Origin of the sequence: Microcoleus sp. S28C3 (assembly GCF_036700785.1) — a bacterium.
GTDB classification, from domain to species: Bacteria; Cyanobacteriota; Cyanobacteriia; order Cyanobacteriales; family Microcoleaceae; genus Microcoleus; species Microcoleus asticus.
Genome location: NZ_JAUBPO010000239.1, coordinates 1 through 3198, shown reverse-complemented (window position 1 = coordinate 3198; position 3198 = coordinate 1). Strand labels below are relative to the sequence as shown.

At 40.4% G+C, this 3198-nt stretch carries 2 protein-coding genes; one reads left to right on the top strand and one right to left on the bottom strand.

The features are described 5' to 3' along the window. Positions 1–205 precede the first annotated feature (205 nt). On the bottom strand, positions 206–2509 hold the full coding sequence (locus QUA13_RS32030) for an NACHT domain-containing NTPase (RefSeq protein ID WP_333205068.1): 2304 nt from the start codon (positions 2507–2509) through the stop codon (positions 206–208). 235 nt (positions 2510–2744) lie between these two features. Between QUA13_RS32030 and QUA13_RS32025 the strand changes: the two genes are divergently transcribed. Next, positions 2745–3185: a hypothetical protein gene (locus QUA13_RS32025; protein WP_333205066.1), complete on the top strand. Its 441-nt coding sequence runs from the start codon at positions 2745–2747 to the stop codon at positions 3183–3185. The last annotated feature ends 13 nt before the right edge of the window (positions 3186–3198 follow it).

Sequence of the window (3198 nt, the reverse complement as noted above, 5' to 3'; positions counted from 1 at the left end):
AAAATGAAATGTCAAGTACATTGATATTCACTCATTTGTTTATTCTACCTTGCTTGTGTTATTAAATTTTCATTCCTTAGATTCTGTTTGGTTTTAATTGCGATCGCCTTCAAGCAGATTAGTTGCATTCGCTTGTCTTGGTTGACTTAATCGACCGATCTGGAAGATCTTCTCAACAGACGGACGAGATTCGGTGCTTTTACTTCTACTTTTTAACTTCATATTTTGGTAACAACAATGTTTCTTCAATCTCTTCGCGCACTTCAGGAGATACATTACCACCGCTATTTAGACAGTCTATGAGCAACTCATTTGCCTCATAATACTGCTGCAATAGTTGTTTTTGTGAGTCGTTAAACTGCCAGTTATGACCAATATTCCGATACTTTATAATCAAATTTCTGAATTTTTCAGTCCAAAGTTGACCATTTTCTGCTTGCCACTTATCAAATGAAAGACTATCTTTCCAATCAGGCAGTTCCGCTTCAAGTTGTTGTAATGATTGCCACAGATTAAAATCAAACTCAACGTCAGGGGTAACAAAATCAGGATCGATACAGTCGTCAATGGCTTGAGCGAGAGTAGCATATAGGCAAAAATCGAGTTCTAAATCCTCAGAAATTTCCTCAAAAAACTCCAAATTATAAGCATCTAATTTAACGGCAAGGTTTAGAGAGCAATCAAGATCGGGCGATGGCTTGGAGGCAGGAGCTAAAGCCAGAGCGAAGTAAAATGCTCGAACTGCTGCTCTTTTATACGGAAGTTGAACAGAACAAGATTTTTGATTGACCCAACACAAGAACTGCTGCAACTTTTCATCAGTCGCTAGAAGCGCCTCAATCTGCTGCTTTATTAAAAACAACAGACAGTCTGCACTCGGTAACATCTCAACCACTAACAAAAATACTTCTCGCCAGGGTTTTTCAGTAATTTTACCTATCATGATTTGCCAATCCTGCGGCTCTGATACGTATGAATTACCATTAATTACAATTTTTCTAGCTGTGAAATACTCTTGAAATGTTAGGTGAGAAAACGAGTAAATTTTATGCGCCCGTTCTACCAATAAACCATGCTGGACTTCAATTGATTTCAGCACTGCTTCACTATCCAGTTGCAAAGCCTCCGGACCGTTTTGAGCATCGGACAGATTGCGGATGTAATTAAAAATATACTGTTCTAGTTGTTTCTGTTTAAAGAAATAGTCTCCCCGCTCAAATGTTGTTAAGGCAATTTGACTGAGTAAATCTTTCTTGTGCTGCAATGATAAATTTTTATAAATCGGCTCTCGCTCTATGTTTCGCGTTTCATCCCATCTTCTCAGCAGAATATCTACTCCTTCTTCATAAAGTTCTGAACGTAAGCCGGGAAATTGGGCTGATTCTTCAAACACCAAACATAACAGCGTTAGCAGTAACGGATTTGTTGCCAGTTCTCGAATCCGGTTGTTTTCCCTAAGCTGTTGAATAAATTCCTCTGCTTTCGCTGGTTCCTTAGCTTGAAACCATTTTCGGGCAAAGGTGGCTATCTGTTTGTCATCAAAATCTGCGACTTCAACGTCTTTAAACTTATCAAAAGTATAATCTTTTGCTGCAATCCGACAAGTCATTACAAAGTGATTGGTGCGAAATTTGTCCGATAAATAAAGAACTTGGTTGATGACATGGCTGTTATGCTCAAGTTTTACTTCATCTAAACCATCGAGTAAAACCAGTGTCTTACCGTGCTTTAAAAGGACAGCTATTTGGTCAGCAGAAACATCACCATCAGAAAACATCTGGGTGATGTATTCCAGTAAGCTAGGTTTTCCTTCAGTTTCTGCAAATTGTTTGAGCGTGATAAAAATAGGAACGCGATTAGCTTGGAATTTACCTCGCTCGCACTGGATTGCTAAATGCTTCAAAAATGTGGTTTTTCCTGACCCTGGCTTACCCAGCACCATCAATTTTGAGTATTTCTCAACCGCTTTTAGTCCTGGTATTGTCTCAGTTACTTGGCCAAGTCCAAAGCGATCGAAGTTTTCTGAATTACAGTCTTGCAACAGTTCATCAATTTCGCGTCGCCGATGACTGGTAATTTTTTCCAGAATATTGACATTGGTGTAAAGGTCACTTACGTCAATGCGTTGCGACATCGTGAGCGATCGCATTGTACCGCATTGGTCTTGAATCATCTCACGGCAATTCTGGCGCACCTCTTGCACCAAGTCATTTAACTCATCCTCTGACAGATGAGAAGTTGGAGAGTCCGAAGTTTTGCATTTACGATATTCAGCAGTCAGAAAATTGAGCAAGCGACCATATTTACCTGGCCCTTTACCGTTAATACTGAACTTTTTGTAAACGTGACTCATGCGAGTGGTAAGCGCACTGTTGCTGATATGGAGTTCTGTTGCTATCTCCAACTCTGTCTTGTTGCTGCTAAACCTGATTACAAAAACATCCTTTTGCTCTGGCGAAAGATCATAGTTACCACCTATCTCCATTAAAAAGTCACGTGGCAGCGTCATTGACTAACCTCTCTATTACCTGAAAGCGAGTCCAGTAGATTCATTCACCCTTAAATCACAGTTAGGGCTGCTCTTATATTACTTATTGTGGAGCAAAAATGCTATTCAATAGCAGGCTGAAACTGAAGATTGTAGATATGTCAGCCTAAGTCAGTCTAAGTCAGCCTCAATGTGAGAGATATCTCCAAAGCTAAATTGCGAAATTGAATTTAGCAATTTTTGGGAGATTCTTATCGTGAAAAGAACCAGGGCTAATGGACGGTTTGACTACCAAGATAAAAATGGCATTCTGCTACCAGCAGTTACCACAATACTTAAGGCTACACAGCCGATTGAGTCTGTCGCTGCTCTTTCTAATTGGCGCAAGAAAGTAGGGAACGCAGAAGCAAATCGCATTGCTGTAACCAGCCGTCGCCGGGGAGAACTATTGCATCAGTGGGTTAAGGATTATTTGCAAGGGTTATCTCCCACTGCTTCCAGCCTAATTCAGCCCTATTGTGATAGCCTTCAGTCCGTACTGGAGAAACTTAGCGATGTCCAGTTGGTGGAGACAGTTGTGCCAAATTATGTGGAAGGATACGCCGGGAAAGTTGATTTAGTTGCCCGTTATCAAGCAATAGTTCGGACAGTTTTTAAGCAGCCAGAGTACCATAAGACAAGACTGAAGGAAGGTTAGGGTGATTTAAAAT

Bases quoted from the DNA above. Each gene is read 5' to 3' on its own strand.
- QUA13_RS32030 (WP_333205068.1), bottom strand. From the start codon at position 2,509: ATGACGCTGCCACGTGACTTTTTAATGGAGATAGGTGGTAACTATGAT.